The 15,049-nt window shown below is 58.3% G+C and carries 18 protein-coding genes; 6 read left to right on the top strand and 12 right to left on the bottom strand.

Annotated elements, in window-relative coordinates:
• Positions 1–52: 52 nt before the first annotated feature.
• The 6 genes from ACT2B1_RS12310 to secG all read right to left on the bottom strand — a co-directional run bounded on the left by ACT2B1_RS12310 (position 53) and on the right by secG (position 4,862).
• Entirely contained in the window at positions 53–805 is a 753-nt protein-coding gene (locus ACT2B1_RS12310; RefSeq protein ID WP_481667843.1) for a phosphate/phosphite/phosphonate ABC transporter substrate-binding protein, read from the bottom strand.
• A complete protein-coding gene (locus tag ACT2B1_RS12305) occupies positions 802–1,239 on the bottom strand; it encodes a tellurite resistance TerB family protein (RefSeq protein ID WP_171121021.1) in 438 nt (145 codons plus the stop codon). Before ACT2B1_RS12305 ends, ACT2B1_RS12310 begins: the two co-directional genes overlap by 4 nt.
• Before the next feature lie 20 nt (positions 1,240–1,259).
• Positions 1,260–1,709, bottom strand: a complete 450-nt coding sequence (locus ACT2B1_RS12300; RefSeq protein ID WP_171121692.1) for a tellurite resistance TerB family protein — start codon at positions 1,707–1,709, stop codon at positions 1,260–1,262.
• 112 nt (positions 1,710–1,821) lie between these two features.
• The gene (locus tag ACT2B1_RS12295; RefSeq protein ID WP_171239486.1) at positions 1,822–2,589 is read right to left on the bottom strand and encodes an isocitrate lyase/PEP mutase family protein; all 768 of its coding nucleotides are present in this window, start codon (positions 2,587–2,589) and stop codon (positions 1,822–1,824) included.
• A 103-nt stretch (positions 2,590–2,692) separates the two neighbouring features.
• Positions 2,693–4,336, bottom strand: a complete 1,644-nt coding sequence (locus ACT2B1_RS12290; RefSeq protein ID WP_171122785.1) for a CTP synthase — start codon at positions 4,334–4,336, stop codon at positions 2,693–2,695.
• A gap of 160 nt (positions 4,337–4,496) precedes the next feature.
• The gene (gene secG, locus ACT2B1_RS12285) at positions 4,497–4,862 is read right to left on the bottom strand and encodes a preprotein translocase subunit SecG (protein ID WP_171121693.1); all 366 of its coding nucleotides are present in this window, start codon (positions 4,860–4,862) and stop codon (positions 4,497–4,499) included.
• A gap of 150 nt (positions 4,863–5,012) precedes the next feature.
• Here secG and nthA point away from each other — a divergent pair, with 150 nt between their 5' ends.
• The 5 genes from nthA (at position 5,013) to ACT2B1_RS12260 (ending at position 8,299) form a co-directional block, all read left to right on the top strand.
• The gene (nthA, locus tag ACT2B1_RS12280; protein ID WP_481669022.1) at positions 5,013–5,627 is read left to right on the top strand and encodes a nitrile hydratase subunit alpha; all 615 of its coding nucleotides are present in this window, start codon (positions 5,013–5,015) and stop codon (positions 5,625–5,627) included.
• Positions 5,624–6,301, top strand: a complete 678-nt coding sequence (nthB, locus tag ACT2B1_RS12275; RefSeq protein WP_171239485.1) for a nitrile hydratase subunit beta — start codon at positions 5,624–5,626, stop codon at positions 6,299–6,301. Before nthA ends, nthB begins: the two co-directional genes overlap by 4 nt.
• Complete coding sequence (locus ACT2B1_RS12270; protein ID WP_171239484.1) at positions 6,298–6,633, top strand: nitrile hydratase accessory protein; 336 nt, start codon at positions 6,298–6,300, stop codon at positions 6,631–6,633. Before nthB ends, ACT2B1_RS12270 begins: the two co-directional genes overlap by 4 nt.
• Before the next feature lie 128 nt (positions 6,634–6,761).
• Positions 6,762–8,057 (top strand): adenylosuccinate synthase, encoded by a 1,296-nt coding sequence (locus ACT2B1_RS12265; RefSeq protein WP_171122790.1) that lies wholly within the window; start codon positions 6,762–6,764, stop codon positions 8,055–8,057.
• Positions 8,057–8,299: a DUF2842 domain-containing protein gene (locus ACT2B1_RS12260; RefSeq protein WP_171121034.1), complete on the top strand. Its 243-nt coding sequence runs from the start codon at positions 8,057–8,059 to the stop codon at positions 8,297–8,299. Before ACT2B1_RS12265 ends, ACT2B1_RS12260 begins: the two co-directional genes overlap by 1 nt.
• Before the next feature lie 7 nt (positions 8,300–8,306).
• On the opposite strand, the gene ACT2B1_RS12255 is transcribed toward ACT2B1_RS12260, so the two are convergent.
• Together ACT2B1_RS12255 and ACT2B1_RS12250 are read right to left on the bottom strand one after the other, a co-directional pair.
• Positions 8,307–8,870 carry a GNAT family N-acetyltransferase gene (locus ACT2B1_RS12255; RefSeq protein WP_171239483.1) on the bottom strand — a complete coding sequence of 188 codons (564 nt, stop codon included), beginning with the start codon at positions 8,868–8,870 and terminating at the stop codon, positions 8,307–8,309.
• A gap of 180 nt (positions 8,871–9,050) precedes the next feature.
• Positions 9,051–10,727, bottom strand: a complete 1,677-nt coding sequence (locus ACT2B1_RS12250; RefSeq protein WP_171121038.1) for a hypothetical protein — start codon at positions 10,725–10,727, stop codon at positions 9,051–9,053.
• A gap of 144 nt (positions 10,728–10,871) precedes the next feature.
• On the opposite strand from ACT2B1_RS12250, the gene ACT2B1_RS12245 reads away from it, so the two are divergent.
• Entirely contained in the window at positions 10,872–11,558 is a 687-nt protein-coding gene (locus ACT2B1_RS12245; protein ID WP_481667842.1) for a thiamine diphosphokinase, read from the top strand.
• Here the strand turns inward: ACT2B1_RS12245 and ACT2B1_RS12240 are convergent.
• The 4 genes from ACT2B1_RS12240 to ACT2B1_RS12225 are packed head-to-tail and all read right to left on the bottom strand — an operon-like array spanning position 11,503 to position 14,954.
• Complete coding sequence (locus ACT2B1_RS12240) at positions 11,503–12,417, bottom strand: DMT family transporter (RefSeq protein ID WP_481667841.1); 915 nt, start codon at positions 12,415–12,417, stop codon at positions 11,503–11,505. The two genes, ACT2B1_RS12245 and ACT2B1_RS12240, sit on opposite strands and share 56 nt — an antisense overlap.
• A 10-nt stretch (positions 12,418–12,427) precedes the next feature.
• Positions 12,428–12,856, bottom strand: a complete 429-nt coding sequence (locus ACT2B1_RS12235) for a GFA family protein (RefSeq protein ID WP_171239480.1) — start codon at positions 12,854–12,856, stop codon at positions 12,428–12,430.
• 21 nt (positions 12,857–12,877) lie between these two features.
• A complete protein-coding gene (locus tag ACT2B1_RS12230) occupies positions 12,878–14,251 on the bottom strand; it encodes an L-serine ammonia-lyase (RefSeq protein WP_171121044.1) in 1,374 nt (457 codons plus the stop codon).
• A gap of 1 nt (position 14,252) precedes the next feature.
• Positions 14,253–14,954, bottom strand: coding sequence for a glutathione S-transferase family protein (locus tag ACT2B1_RS12225; protein ID WP_481667840.1), 702 nt, complete (start codon positions 14,952–14,954; stop codon positions 14,253–14,255).
• Positions 14,955–15,049 lie beyond the last annotated feature (95 nt).

Below are 15,049 nucleotides of genomic sequence, written 5' to 3'. Positions count from 1 at the left end.
TGCGTTACCGCTCAGAAACTGTCAAAATGACCAGACGTTCTGGCCAAATCGGTCAGGGATTGAGCAAGTCGGCAGCCGCTTGCGGTGGATTGGGAACAGCCAGATAGTCATCCGCCGGGATGTAGATAAGGTCCCGCAGAAGCAGCAGTTCTGCGTCCTGATCAGACAATTCGGTTATCGCCTTTTGAGTTGCCCGTGCGATGGCGGCTGCGTCTTGCCCGATGGCCGTGATGAAGGGAAGGGCGGGTGTCGGGGATGTTTCTTCAACAGGGCGCAACGCTGTTCCCAAGTCTGAGTGTTTCTTCAACAACGCCCAAGTGACGGCATCCAGACAGGCATAGTCGGCGCGACCATCCGCAACCGCTTGGGCTGAATACGCGTGACCGCCAGTCATAAGCAATTCAGACGGAAACTGGGCGTCTTTGGCAAGGTGAACCATAGAAGCGGCCCAGCCGGACTGCGAAAGCGCCTCGTTATAGGCAAATGTCCCGCCTGCAAGCTCTTTCAACCCACGGGGGTCATCCTGCCGGGCAACAAAGACCGAACGATAATGCCCCGGTGGACATCCCGGCAGCCCGTAATCCGGTGTTCCAACCAGTTGCACATTGCCGTGCAATCGGGTTCGGTAGGGCATCCCGCACGTCTGGGCAAACAGAAGGTCGGGACTCTGCCATATGCTCCATGCATCTTCGTCCCGTGTCAGGCTGGCGGGGCCGAAGCCAAGGTTTTCACGAATCAAAAGCCAGAAACGATCATTCGCGGATCGAACAGCGGGCATGTCATACATGCCCAACGCAGCGATCACGCTTTGGCTGCCTTTTGCCGCGCCAGGGCCGAGTCGACATCGCTGACCCCCAACAAGCTGACCACCAGTCGCAAAAGGGAATCTTCCTCTCCCGTGCGGTGCCCATCGGCCAGCGCAACCGACCACATTGCCTGAACCACGGCAAGCCGATCTTCATATTGGACGGCTTCCTTGATCGCGCGGGTAAAGCGGACGGTGTCCGGGGCTTCGGCCTCAAGATCTTCGGCGCGAGCGCGCAGGGCGGCCGCTTCGAACGGGGACAGGCCATAGCGTTCGGCGGAAATACGGTCGATCCGCGCCATCTCGCTGTCGGCATAGTCGTTGTCTGACCGAGCAATGCGGACCAATAGGGCGGTCAACGCCAATCGCGCATCGTCATCGGCAAGCGGGTCGGGCTGAGGCTGAGTAAGCCGGGACAGGAATTCACTGAACATGCGAAAGATATAGAGGCCGACTAGGTTTCTTCCAAGCGCCTTTGCACGCGGCCGCGTGCAGCTTGGCTGTCGTTGAAGCTGAGGCCCATCGCAATACGGGCTTCCTCGACGATCTTCATCTCGCCTTCGTCGGAATTGCCGTCGGCCAGAACGACCTCCCACAGGGCGTCTAGGGCGGCCAGTCTCTCGTGCAGGTCTGTGGTTTCGCGGATCAGTTTGCCGAACGTGTCAGTCTCGGGGGCCGCCGCGTGCAGTTTTTCGCAAGTGGCGCGGACCTTGGCGGCCTCAATCGCGTTGTGCTGGTACAGACGGGCAAGTATCCGATCAATCAGGCTGATTTCTTCCAGCTTATAGTCGCGATCCGCCTGCGCCACGCGCACCATCAACGCACCCAACGCCAATTCGGCGTCCGGGTCGGGCAGATTCGTATGCTGTGGCGGGCGAAACGCCTGAAAGAACTTCTTCAACATAAATTTAGAATATTCCATATTTTGTAGCCCGCCAAGCACGGACTACATGTCATGGACTGGAATCGTCAAAATCCCGCTTTGTGGGTTTCAGCGGGCCATAAGGCCCTGAAGTTTAGTTCAGAGCCTTTGTCGCCTGTTCTTGCAGCCATCCCAACATCTGTTTGTAGGGCACGGGGCCATAGCTGATGCGCGCCACGCCCAGTGATGCCAATGTTGCAGTGTCCGGTGTTCCGGGCAGGGCGATGATGTTTACAGGCAATTCGGTCGATTCGCATAACCGCGCGATAAGCACCTCATCCTTCAGTCCCGGCGCAAAAAAGCCGCTGGCCCCTGCTTCGGCATAGGCTTTGGCGCGTGCGATTGCATCGTCCAACATGTCATCGCTATGTGTATCGGGCCTGGCCTTGAGGAAAATATCTGTGCGCGCGTTGATAAAGGCGGGAATCCCGGCGGCATCACAGCCCTCGCGCATTGCCCGTACCCGCGCTTCCTGAGTCTCGATGTCATACAACTCTTTCGTGCCGACGATCTGATCCTCGAAGTTGAAACCGATCACCCCGGTTTCCAAGGCACGTTCGACATTTGCGGCCACGCCAAGCACGTCCGATGCGTAAGCCCCTTCGAAATCCAGTGTCACAGGAAGATTGACGGCCGACACAATGCGACGGGCATTGTCCAGCGCGGCCTCCATGGGAATGTTCTCACCATCCCCGTACCCCTGCGCCATCGCGACCGGGGCGCTACCCGTGGCAATCGCTTTGGCCCCGGCATCACGCAGGGCACCGGCGCTGCCAGCGTCCCAGATATTGTACAGAATAACCGGGTCGCCCTTCTTGTGCAGGGCGGCAAAGGTTTCTGCGCGTGTGATCTGATCTGTCATGGCCGGTCTCCTGTCGTTGTTGTGACGACAGTTAAAGGCGCAAACAGCCGATGCGTACAGAATTTTTCGCATCGGCTGTCACAAGGCAGTGATCCTGTGAAGGTCAGACCAGACGAGAGGTATCCTTGGCCGCGCGCACAAACTCGCGGAACAACGGATGCGGGTCGAACGGCTTCGACTTTAGTTCAGGGTGATACTGAACACCGATGAACCACGGATGGTCCGACCATTCGACGATTTCCGGCAGACGTCCGTCAGGAGACATGCCCGAGAATTTGAGCCCGGCCTTTTCCAATTGCTCGCGGTATTTGATATCGACCTCATAGCGGTGGCGGTGGCGTTCTTCGATGTTGGTGCCGCCGTAGACCTCGGCCACTTTCGAGCCATCGGCCAGAACCGCATCATATGCGCCCAGACGCATGGTGCCGCCTTTGTCGTCGCCGACTTTGCGTTCGACCTTGTGGTTGCCCTGAACCCATTCCTTCAGGTGATAGACCACAGGTTCAAAACGCTTTTTGCCGGCTTCGTGGTCGAACTCTTCGGAACCCGCCTCTTTGATGCCAGCCGCGTTCCGGGCTGCTTCGATAACCGCCATCTGCATGCCAAGACAGATACCCAGATAGGGAACCTTGTGCTCGCGCGCGTATTGCGCGGCTTTGATCTTGCCTTCCGTGCCGCGCTCGCCAAAGCCGCCGGGGACAAGGATGGCGTGGAATCCTTCCAGATGGGGCGCGGCGTCTTCTGTATCGAACACCTCGGCGTCAACCCACTCGACCTTGACCTTGACGCGGTTGGCCATGCCACCATGAGTCAGCGCCTCGGCAATCGACTTATAGGCGTCTTCCAGTTGGGTGTATTTACCGACGATGGCAACCTTTACCTCGCCTTCGGCGTTGTGGATGCGGTCGCTGACATCTTCCCATTTGGCCAGATCGGGTTTCGGGGCAGGGCTGATCTGGAACGCGTCCAGAACTGCCTGATCCAGACCTTCCTTGTGATAGGCCAGCGGCGCGTCGTAGATCGTGCTAAGGTCCTGCGCCGCGATCACGCTGTCAGGGCGCACGTTGCAGAACAGGGCCAGCTTTTCACGTTCTTTCTTTGGGATAGGACCTTCCGACCGGCAAACCAGAATGTCAGGGGCCAGACCGATCGAGCGCAGCTCTTTGACCGAATGCTGGGTTGGCTTGGTTTTCAACTCGCCCGAGGCCTTGATGTAGGGCAGCAGCGTCAGGTGCATGAACAGGCACTGGCCGCGCGGCTTGTCCTGGCTAAACTGACGGATGGCTTCGAAAAAGGGCAGGCCCTCGATATCGCCGACGGTGCCGCCGATCTCACACAGCATGAAATCAACCTCATCCTCGCCAATGGCAATGAAATCTTTGATTTCGTTGGTGACGTGCGGGATCACCTGAATGGTCTTACCCAGATAGTCGCCGCGGCGCTCTTTCTCGAGCACATTCGAATAGATCCGCCCCGAGCTGACCGAGTCGGTCTTGCGCGCGGCGACTCCGGTGAAACGCTCATAGTGGCCAAGGTCCAGATCGGTTTCGGCCCCGTCATCGGTGACGAACACCTCACCATGTTCAAACGGAGACATAGTGCCGGGGTCGACGTTCAGATAGGGGTCCAGCTTGCGCAGCCGGACCGAGTATCCGCGTGCCTGCAACAAGGCACCCAAAGCTGCCGAGGCCAACCCTTTGCCCAAGGACGAAACCACACCACCGGTGATGAAAATAAAACGCGCCATGTTGTTCGGCTAGCTCCCGTGAGACGTCAAAATCAGCTGCCCGACGGTTCCGAAAAACCGTTGCATCACGGGACTCCATACATAAAGGATTCGCGCCCAAAGCGCAAGAGAACCGCAAGATGCTGTTGCAGTTCTCTGTCAGGTTTCTAGGTTTTGTGGATCAGTCGGCCTGCGGGATCAGCGGCGCGTTGTCGCCCTGTACCGGAGGCAGAAGATCGTCCGCCGACGGAACCGCCGGTGCGCTTTCTTCAGTCGCAGCCGGGGCGGGAACGCCCAACCGGTCGATAACCGAGCTGCCCGAGGATTTCTGAGCCGCCAGAATCGTCAGCGTGATCGACGTGACGATAAAGCACGCCGCCAGAATCCATGTGACCTTGCCCAACGCAGTTGCAGCCGCGCGGCCGCTAACGGCGCCGCCACCGCCGCCACCCATGCCAAGACCACCGCCTTCGGACCGCTGCATCAGGACGACGGCGATCAGGCCCAGAGCCAGAAGAAGATGGATGATGAGAACGACGTTTTCCATGGTGGTCCTGTACAGCGTGGCGTGTATCGCGTGGTACTTATGCAAGTTTGGTTCCGGGGGCAAGTCACGAGTTTCCATCAGGATCAATGATGTGTCTTATCACGGCAAAGGGACTGGACAGATCGGCGGATCGTGGCGCAACCTGCGGCCATGCCCCATGATGATCACGACCACCCGCACGCCCTTTTGCCACCCGAACCTGCCTTGCGCGTCAAGGCGCTCGAGACGATTCTGACTCGCAAGGGGCTGGTTGACCCCGCGGCTTTGGATGAGATTATCGACACCTACCAAAACAAGATAGGCCCTCAGAATGGTGCACGTGTCGTCGCAAAGGCGTGGACGGACCCGGAATTCAAACGCGCTTTGCTTGAGGATGCGACCCCGGTTGTTGCTGATCTTGGATTTTATGGGCGGCAGGGCGAACACATTGTAGTGGTCGAGAATACGCCTGCCCAACATAATATGGTAGTTTGCACCTTGTGCAGTTGTTACCCGTGGCCGCTGTTCGGTATCCCCCCGGGGTGGTACAAGTCCGACGCATATCGCGCGCGTGCCGTTCGGGAACCGCGTAAAGTACTGACCGAGTTCGGCGTGACGCTGCCATTCGAAACTGCCGTTCGGGTTTGGGACTCGACCGCCGAGATCCGCTATCTGGTTTTACCAATGCGGCCCAAGCGCTCTGTATCGCTTGACGAAGACGCTCTGGCCGCCCTGGTGACACGCGACAGCATGATTGGAACCGGTTTGCCCAAGGTGCCCTCATGACACGGGTTCACGACATGGGTGGGCGGTTTGGCGATGGCCCGGTAGTCCCCGATGCCGTAGACGCGCCGGTTTTTCCCCAGGAGTGGCATGGTCGCGCATTGGCTGTAACTCTGGCAGCAGGCTTTCTAGGCCAGTGGAACATCGACATTTCGCGCCATGCGCGTGAGCGCTTATCGCCGAAGGATTACACGCGGTTTTCCTATTACGAAAAATGGATATCTGCCTTGGCTGACTTGTTGGTCGAGCAAGGTGTTCTGACATTGGCCGACTTGAGAGGGGCGGAACAAGAGGGGCCGCATCCTCTGGCATCAAGGACGCTCAAAGCTGAAGCCGTTAGTGCCGCGCTATCCAAAGGTGGTCCCGCGGATCGACCGTCCAACGTGCCCGTGCAATATGAAATCGGCCAGAACGTTCGGACAGTTCACCCTGCTTCCAATCGGTTGGTGGATGGCGGTCACACACGATTGCCAGCCTACGCCGCTGGAGCCGAGGGGCGGGTTCTGCGTGTTCACGGCAGCCATGTCTTACCGGACTCAAACGCGCACGGCCTCGGAGAATCGCCCGAGCCGCTTTATGCAGTGGTTTTCGCCGCATCGGAACTTTGGGCAGCGCCCGAAAATCCCAAGGACGAGGTCGTACTAGACCTCTGGCAAAGTTATCTGGAGCCATCATGACCGATTGCATCGCGCATACAGCTCCCGAGCCGGTATTTGCCGAACCATGGCACGCTCAAGTCTTTGCCGTGACAGTTGCGCTGAACGAAGCGGGGCGATTCGATTGGCCGGAATGGGCGACACGATTTTCTGCTACGTTGAAGCGTCACGGGTTGAAGAAGGAACTCGATGGCGGCGAGGATTATTTTCGCGCTTGGCTTGAGACACTGGAAACGCTTCTGGCGGATAGTGGTGAAACCAGTGCCGGCGATATCGACGATGTATCAGCGGCATGGGAAAAAGCGTATTTGACCACACCCCATGGCAGCCCTGTTGAATTGAGTGCCGACTAGGGGGCTCTGCCCCCGCCGGAGGCATCGCGCGCAGCGCGGTTATGGTCTGCGGCGAATTACCGGTTTCCCTGCCGCTTTCTCCTCGTTATATGAGCCGAGTTTGATATCTCAGCGCAAAAGGACCGGATATGGCCAATGTGGTTGTTGTCGGCGCCCAGTGGGGTGACGAAGGAAAAGGCAAGATCGTCGACTGGCTCAGTGAGCGGGCAGATGTCATCGCGCGTTTTCAGGGTGGGCATAATGCCGGGCACACGCTGGTCATCGATGGTGAAGTTTACAAGCTGAACGCGCTGCCTTCAGGTGTGGTACGTGGTGGCAAGCTGAGCGTGATCGGCAACGGTGTTGTTCTGGATCCTTGGCACTTGGTGAACGAAATCGCCTCGATCCGCAAACAGGGGGTCGAGATCACCCCGGAAACGCTGATGATTGCCGAAAACACGCCTTTGATCTTGCCCATCCATGGTGAGCTGGACCGAGCGCGAGAAGAAGCGGCAAGCAAGGGTACCAAGATCGGTACCACAGGGCGCGGCATTGGCCCGGCTTATGAGGATAAGGTGGGGCGCCGCTCGGTGCGCGTTGCTGATCTGGCTGATGAGGCAACGCTTGAGGCACGGGTTGATCGGGCGCTGCAACACCATGATCCGTTGCGCAAAGGTCTGGGGATCGAAGCAGTGGATCGTGACGCGCTGATCGCTCAGTTGAAAAAGATCGCCTCGGAAATCCTACCTTTTGCTGCTCCGGTCTGGAAAGTGCTGAATGAAAAGCGCAAGGCAGGGAAACGCATTCTGTTTGAAGGGGCGCAGGGGGCGCTGCTGGATATTGATTTTGGCACCTATCCTTTCGTGACGTCTTCGAACGTGATCGCAGGGCAGGCCGCAACGGGCGTAGGCATTGGGCCGGGGTCTGTGGATTTTGTTCTGGGTATCGTCAAAGCCTATACCACCCGCGTCGGTGAGGGACCTTTCCCGACCGAGTTGGATGACGAGGACGGCCACCGTCTGGGCACTCGGGGTCATGAATTTGGAACGGTGACGGGACGCAAACGCCGCTGCGGGTGGTTCGATGCCTGCCTTGTTCGGCAGACCTGTGCCACCAGCGGTGTGAACGGCATCTCGCTGACCAAGCTGGATGTGCTTGACGGGTTTGAGACGCTGAAAATCTGCGTGGGTTATGATCTGGACGGCGAGCGACTGGATTACTTGCCGACCGCCGCAGATCAGCAGGCCCGCTGTAAACCGATCTATGAAGAAATGCCGGGTTGGAGCGAATCCACCGAGGGCGCCCGCAGTTGGGCAGACCTGCCTGCCAACGCCATCAAATATGTGCGCCGGGTCGAAGAACTGATCGAATGCCCGGTTGCCCTGTTGTCGACAAGCCCGGAGCGGGACGACACCATTCTGGTGACTGACCCGTTTGCAGATTGATGGGCACAGATCAGAAACCAGGACTTAGCTATAAGGCACGCCGTCGTTGGTCGATGGTGTTGCTCCTGGTTGGTCTGCCGGCCTATATCGTGGCGGTGGTGACAATTGTGAATTGGCTCGACCGACCGCCGATCTGGTTGGAACTGCTGGTCTATGTCGTGCTTGGCGTCTTGTGGGCTTTGCCATTTAAGTTCGTGTTTAAGGGCGTCGGCAAAGAAGATCCGGATCAGCCATCGGAATAGGCGGTCTTTACTGCCTGTTTCCGTGCTCGGGTAATGGCCAAGTCAGGATTGCGCGCGCTAAGGCGTGATACTCGCCCGAAATTTCTTCGGCGAGGCTGAACGGGCTTGGCCATGGTGTGGTCAGTGTGGCCTCGACCTGTCCGGTGACAAGCTTCAATTCAGCTTTGTGTTTTGCCGCCAGACGGCGCATTTTCTGGTTCGTCGCCAGGCACAGCATATGAACCTCCCGAATGCCTCGGTTTCGCGCGGCTGCAATGATCCGAGAGAGTAGGGCGTCGCCGATACCGCGGTCTTGCCAGGATGCTTCGACTGTCATCGCAACTTCTGCCACGAAATTCTGGCTATCGGGTACAGTCCGAAGCTCTCCAACACCTCGCAGGCAGGAATCTGGAAAGGCCCCGAAAACAAGCGCGGCATTGTCAAATATTCCATCCAGATAGTTTTGCACGAATTCCGGTCTGACAGGGACGCCAAACCGAGAGGTCAGCGTGTCTTCGTTTAAGTTTCTGTAATGGCTTACTATTTTCGGTTTGTCGTATATTCGAAGGCGCCGTATTGGGAGTTCATACATGGCACGACTCCTGTTTTAATGAATTGTGGGCATCAAATTAGATGGCGACAGGTTACCATTATTCTGCAGTGCAGCAAAAAGGACGTTTCGTCACAATCGGGCGCGGAGGTATCAGTTTGAATAGGCAAAAGAAAAGGCCGGTGCATAGCACCGGCCCCTTGATTTCAAGCTTGTATATGGTCAGCCAGCGGCGCGTTCGTCATTCGGGCGAAAGCCAATCTGGTTTGACGCTGCAAATCGTCCACCACCTGCTTTCTCGATCTTGCCGTCGCGCAGCAACTGACCGAAGGACCGCAGGCTTTCTTCGCGGTTGAACTCATCTTGCTTGAGTGAGCGAATCTTATTCATCAACTGCGGGCGCGAGAATTGCTCCTGACCTTCGATGAACGACAGGTAGGCCGCTGCGGCCTCAAGCAGATCGGGCAGGGACTGCGCGCCTTGCTCTTGCGCGAAGGATGCAAATCCACCTTCCTCGCTCGCCTGATCTTCATCCTCGGACTTTACACGGCGGGGCGTAACGGGGCCGGCATCTTCGTCGTGAGTGTCAATGCGTTGTTCTGCCACCAGCTTCAACGGAGCCAGCGTATTCGATTGCGGGCGCATGCTGGTCACCTGAACCTCGGGGCGGCGAGGGTTGACTACGGACGATGTCAGGTTGCGATATTCTTCTTCCTCATCGTCTGCCTCGGGCTGTTCTTTGCGCTCTGCTTCGGTTGCAGCTACAGCCGCGCGGAGGTGAGAATAGGTCTCGCGCTGTGTGTTCGCCGGATCGTCCATCTGAACACCGGCTTTGTCCATCAGGCGCGTCAAGTCCTGATCTGATGCCGCTGAATCGGCTGCGGGTTCGTTCGCACGATTGGCAAGAAACGCTTCAACCTCAGAGATTTCGCTAAGGAGGTTTTCTTCGTCCTGCGCGCTCAGAACACCTTCTTCGGCAGCGGTCTCTTCAATTTCGACATCGTCGTTGTCCGAGGCATCCTGGCTGAGGATATTGAGGATCTCTTCGTCTTTGTCCTGTTCGTCATCCGAAAGCTTGATTTCAGTCTCGGCAATCTCTTCCTCGATCACGTCCTCGGTGGGCAGCACCGAGGTTTCGTCCAGATCTTCGACGGCTTCAATCACCGCCTCAATGGACGGATCGTATTCTTCGGCAAGCTCGTCCAGTTCAGCAACAGGTTCCACGGCTTCGGGAGCCGCCTCGGCCGTGGGCATCTGGTCGTCTTCGGCAATTGGTGCGGTGTCCTCTGCTTCGAACGGCGCTGCGTCGGCTTGGGCAACATCTTCTGCCGGGACGTCTTCCTGCAGGTCTGCCGCGCTCAACGAACCGGCTTCAAAGGCGGCAGCGACGGCATCCGAGGGGCCAGCGGCCTCTCTCATCAGCGTCGTTTCTTCGTCCTCAGCGTAAATGACCGAATTCTCGTCGGTATGGGATACGACGGCACGGATGCGCTGCAGCTTGGCGGCTATGCTGTCAGCGGCCGGGGCAGGGGCGTTTTCAACCGCTTCCGCGTCATCAAAGAAAACAGCGGGGGCTTGTTCCGGCTCTGCCGCGCTCGGCGCTTGCTCTACTGGCGTTGCAGGTTCGGAAGGCGCTGCCGCAACTTCGGTTGCACGCAGCAACAGGCCGCTTTCGTTCTGGCGGGCTTCCACGCGTGTGGATGCGTCGCGCTGCGCGATGCGGGCCAACATCTCGGCGTCGGGCTGGGGAGGTTCTGACCCAAAGTACCGGTCTTCCGCAGCAAGGTCGCGAAAGTACTCGGCGATGGCCTTCATCGTTTCGAAGGAATCGTCAAAGCCTTCCAAAGTGCATGAGAAGGTTCCGTAGGAAACGGTTAAAACCTTGTTATTCTGTACCATCAGACGCACGTCCTTTACAAACTACCTGAACCAACCTGCCCAGGTCCGGGCACCCCTATTGGTTCGAAACTTTGCTTATAAACCTATCATTTTGTGGTCTGAATGTGTCCAAAACCGGGAAAAATGATCAATCTTAGAAAAAATATGCCAATTGTGCGCTCTGACGAGCCAATTGTGCTGGTCGGAGGCGGGCAAATTGGGCCCCGCGATCTGGAAATCGCGCTGATTCGCGCAGGTAGGGTCGTAGCTGCCGATGGCGGAGCGATACCGGTGCTTGAGGCCGGACATATCCCCGAGGCCGTGATCGGTGATTTCGATTCGTTGGAGGCATCCCACAAAGCGCAGATTCCATCCGACCGTTTGTTTCCAATTCGTGAACAAGACAGCACGGACTTTGACAAGGCATTGCGCAGCGTAGACGCGCCGTTGATCCTGGGGGTCGGGTTTCTTGGCGGGCGGTTGGATCACCAATTGGCCGTGCTTAACGGGTTGGTCAGGCGGCAGGATCGGCCCTGCGTCCTGTTGGGGGAGCATGAGGTCGTGTTTCACGCACCGCCAAAAATCAGGCTTGCGCTTGCGCCGGGTGACGTCGTCTCATTGTTTCCATTTCAGCAGGTAACGGGGCGGAGTACGGGATTGGAATGGCCGATCGACACGCTGGTTCTGGAACCTGACGGAGTGGTCGGGACATCGAACCGGGCAGTATCTGAGGTTACGCTAATCATGGACGCGCCGGGGTTGTTGGTGATGGTCCCGAGGACGGCCTTGGATACGGTTATGCAGGCGTTTCTGTCGGGGCAGACCGGGCGCTGGCCCGCTCGCGCAGAATGACATACAGGCCGGCCAGAACGGTGATCGTAATACCGATCGCGGCCATGCCGTTGGGCAGGTCCGAAAAGACCAGCCAGCCGAACAGGGTGGCGACTGGTATCTCAAGGTACTGCATCGGGGCCAGCGTCGCCGAGGGCGCATAGCGCAGTGACCACGTCATAAACAGATGCGCGACGGTCCCAAGCAGGCCTATCGCCAAGAACAGGAAATGGGTGCCTTCAGTTGGGACGACCAGCGAAAGGTGCCAGACCTCCGTCGCGGTTCCAGCGATCAGGACGGGCAACATGATGATGGTGGCCATCGCACCCGAAACAGCTTGAAGGGTAATCGGGTCGGCCTCTTTCGCTATTTGTCGCGTGACCAGCATGAACAATGCAAAGACGATGGCGACGACCAGGGGCAGAAGGGCAGCCGCTCCGACCTGAATGAAGCTTGGCTGGATAACCATCAGCGTCCCCGCGAAACCTACGGCGCAGGCCACAAGGCGCCTCAGGCCGACTTCTTCGCCGAGCACGTAACGGCCCAGCAACAGCATGATGAAGGGCATGACAAAGGCGATGGCCACCGCGTCGGCCAATGGCAGATATTGCAAGGCGCTGAACATCGCGCTGATACCGAGAATGTGCAAAATCGTTCGAATGGCCGTCAGGCGCAGTACGCGCCCCCGCATCCGCCAATGTCGTCCCGTCAAAGCAACCAGCGGGATCAGGACCATCGCCTGCACCGCGAAACGGACGAAGACCAGCATCGCAACGGGCGTTGTCTCACCCAAAAGCTTGGCCATCGCGTCGCCCATGGGGGCGAGCACGCAAAACCCAAGCATCAAGACGATGCCGAAGACGGGGCGATCCTGTGTCATGCCCGGGACGCTAAGTTGAATGGGGGTCTTCGGGCAAGGGCTGTACTTGGGTGTAGTCCGGCCCAATGCAGACCGGCAGATCGTCATTCAGCCTAAGCCATTCCAGCTTTTCTTCGTGGGCTACATGCAGCGTCGGCTGCAAAGCGTCGGGATTGTCCAGCGTCGCGACGTATAGATGCAGGATGCCCGACATCGCCTGAGACCGAAACGAGATCGGCGTGCCGCATTCCGGGCAGAAACTGCGTTCAACGCCGGGCGAAGACGTAAAGGTCTTTGGTTCCGTGCCCGTCCAGCGCCACTGGCCGTCGCGCACCCCGAAATATGTTGTCATTGGTGCGGCGCATTGCCGTCGGCAACTGTCGCAGTGGCAGGTCACGCAGGACAGGGCAGGGGGATCGACCTCAAAGGTTATAGAACCACATAGGCAGTGTCCGTGCATAAGGCTCCTCCGACTCGGGGCTCAACAATTGGGCACGTTCACGGCCAGACCACCCAACGATGTTTCTTTGTACTTTTCATGCATGTCATGCCCGGTTTGGCGCATGGTTTCGATGACTGCGTCCAAGGGGACAAAGTGACGACCATCACCGCGCAACGCTAAAGACGCTGCGGAAACTGCTTTGATTGCGCCCAACCCGTTGCGCTCGATGCAGGGAACCTGAACCAGCCCTGCGACCGGGTCGCAGGTCATGCCCAAGTGGTGCTCCAACGCGATTTCAGCCGCGTTTTCCACTTGCTCAGGCGTGCCACCCATCACAGCGCACAGCCCCGCCGCAGCCATTGCCGAGGCGCTGCCAACCTCGGCCTGACACCCAGCTTCGGCACCCGAGATCGACGCGTTGAACTTGACCAGCCCGCCAATGGCAGCCGCAGTCAGCAAGAAATCCTCAATATGCGTTTCCGAAGCACCGGGCACGTGATCGAGGTAATAGCGCAGGACCGCAGGCAGAACCCCGGCAGCGCCGTTTGTTGGCGCTGTTACGACCTGACCACCGGCGGCGTTTTCCTCGTTTACGGCCATGGCGTAAACGCTCATCCAATCGTTGATGGTGTGCGGGGCATTCAGGTTCATCCCTCGTTCAGCCTGAAGCGCGTCGTGGATACCCTTAGCGCGGCGGCGCACGCTCAGGCCACCGGGCAGAATGCCATCGGTGTGCAGGCCGCGCTCGATACAGTCGTTCATGACTTGCCACAGACGGGCCGAGCCTTTGGCAAAACTGTCGGCACAACCGCGCGCGATTTCGTTGGCGCGCTTCATCTCGGCGATGTTTTTGCCGCTGGCCTTGGCCATGTCCAGCATTTCGACCGCCGATTTGAACGGAAAGGGGACGGGGGCGCCTTCGTCGGTGGCTTTGCCTGCGGCCAGTTCTTCTTCGGTCAGGACAAACCCGCCCCCGATCGAATAGTAGACCTGCCGCAGGATTACGTCGCCTTGTGCGTCCGTGGCCATCAGGATCATGCCGTTGGCGTGGCCCGGTAGGGTGTGATCGTAATCAAAGACCAAATCCGCCTTGGGGTCGAAATGCAGCGTCGGCAAACCATCGGGGGTAACGCTGTGGCTCTCTTTGATGGCCAGCAGCGCGGCTTCGGCTTTTTCATTGTCGTAAGTATCGGGAACAAATCCAGCCAGCCCCAGTATCGTCGCGCGGTCCGTGGCGTGCCCAACACCTGTAAAAGCAAGAGAGCCGTGCAGCGAGCCGCGCAGGCCCGCAAATTCGAACGGAGAATCGCGCATAAGGTCCAGAAAACGTGCCGCGGCCACCATCGGACCCATTGTGTGCGACGAGGATGGGCCAATGCCCACTTTGAACATATCGAAGACAGACAGGAACATATCAGGTAGCGGAGCCTTCTGGAGGGTTAGCATAAGTCGGAGAAGTAAACGGTGTAACCCCCAACCCTTCGGCTTTGATAACCGCGCGGGTCGCAGGGCGGGTTTCCAGGTGCATAAGCACGTCCCGCAGGCGCGGTGTATCGTGCACCTGATACCAACTGCGGTCGGACTGCATCGGGTAGAGGGCCATCCACCGCATCTGGCAAGCGAGGTAATACGTTAGAACCGAGGGTTTCTCGGGGTGCAGCCAGTTCGGGGTTTGCTCTGCTGTGGCTTCCAGAACCTGAAGGTGCTGGCGCAATCTCTGGCGTATTCCTGCGCGCAAAGGATCGGTCTGCGTCGCCTCAATGTATTTTTCTGCATAAAGAAGGATGCGCAGGTCAGCGTGTAGAGTGTTCGATGCAAAGAACAGCCACTTCAAGAACGCGGCCCGGTCGGGGCTGTGCGGTGCAGGTGCAAGTTGTGAATGGGTGTCGGCCAGCCAAAGCAAAATCGCGGCCGTTTCAAAAATCGGGCCCTGAGGGGTTTCGAGCACCGGAATCAGACCGTTGGGGTTCAGCGCGCGATAGGCCGCACCGTCTTGTGCATTCTGACTGCGATCGACCAGAGCCGTATCGTAGGGCAGGCCCATCTCTTCCATCGCCAGCCGGATCACCAGCGAGGCGTTGTCGGGGGCATAGTGCAGACGGTAGCGCGCGTTCATAACGCTTGTGTACACCGCTGCGCAGAAGGCGAAACCTTCGATTGCGACGTTTCCAATCGGAAACGCGTAGTTTTCAGCCGCGCAAGCATTGCGAA

This window comes from Ruegeria sp. S263 (assembly GCF_056780525.1).
The sequence above is the reverse complement of the archived record's forward strand: the minus strand, read 5'-3'. Positions and strand labels throughout refer to the sequence as shown.